At 28.6% G+C, this 255-nt stretch carries 1 protein-coding gene; it reads right to left on the bottom strand.

What is annotated here, in order from left to right:
* Window positions 1-255, bottom strand: a 255-nt coding sequence (locus KGF42_RS19580) for a hypothetical protein (protein WP_413927053.1), incomplete at both ends; no start/stop codon positions are given.

Raw genomic sequence — 255 nt, forward strand, 5'->3', positions numbered from 1 at the left:
TGATATTTTCTAAAATAGTAGAATTAAGTTTAGTAACAACATTTACTGTATCTCTGTAATCTAAGTCATTTACTGTGTACTTTAAAGTAAATCCCTTACTTTTATTCCCTATATTTTCATTTGTCCCCCTTATGCTTGGTGCATTATTAGATTTTGTAAATGTATAATTTCTATAAATAGCAGATACCCCATAGCCACCTGTAACTTCTATTTTAATCTTATTAGTAGAGTTTAATTGAAGTGACAAGACAAGGG

Source organism: Clostridioides sp. ZZV15-6383, from assembly GCF_020657735.1.
Taxonomy (GTDB): domain Bacteria; phylum Bacillota; class Clostridia; order Peptostreptococcales; family Peptostreptococcaceae; genus Clostridioides; species Clostridioides difficile_D.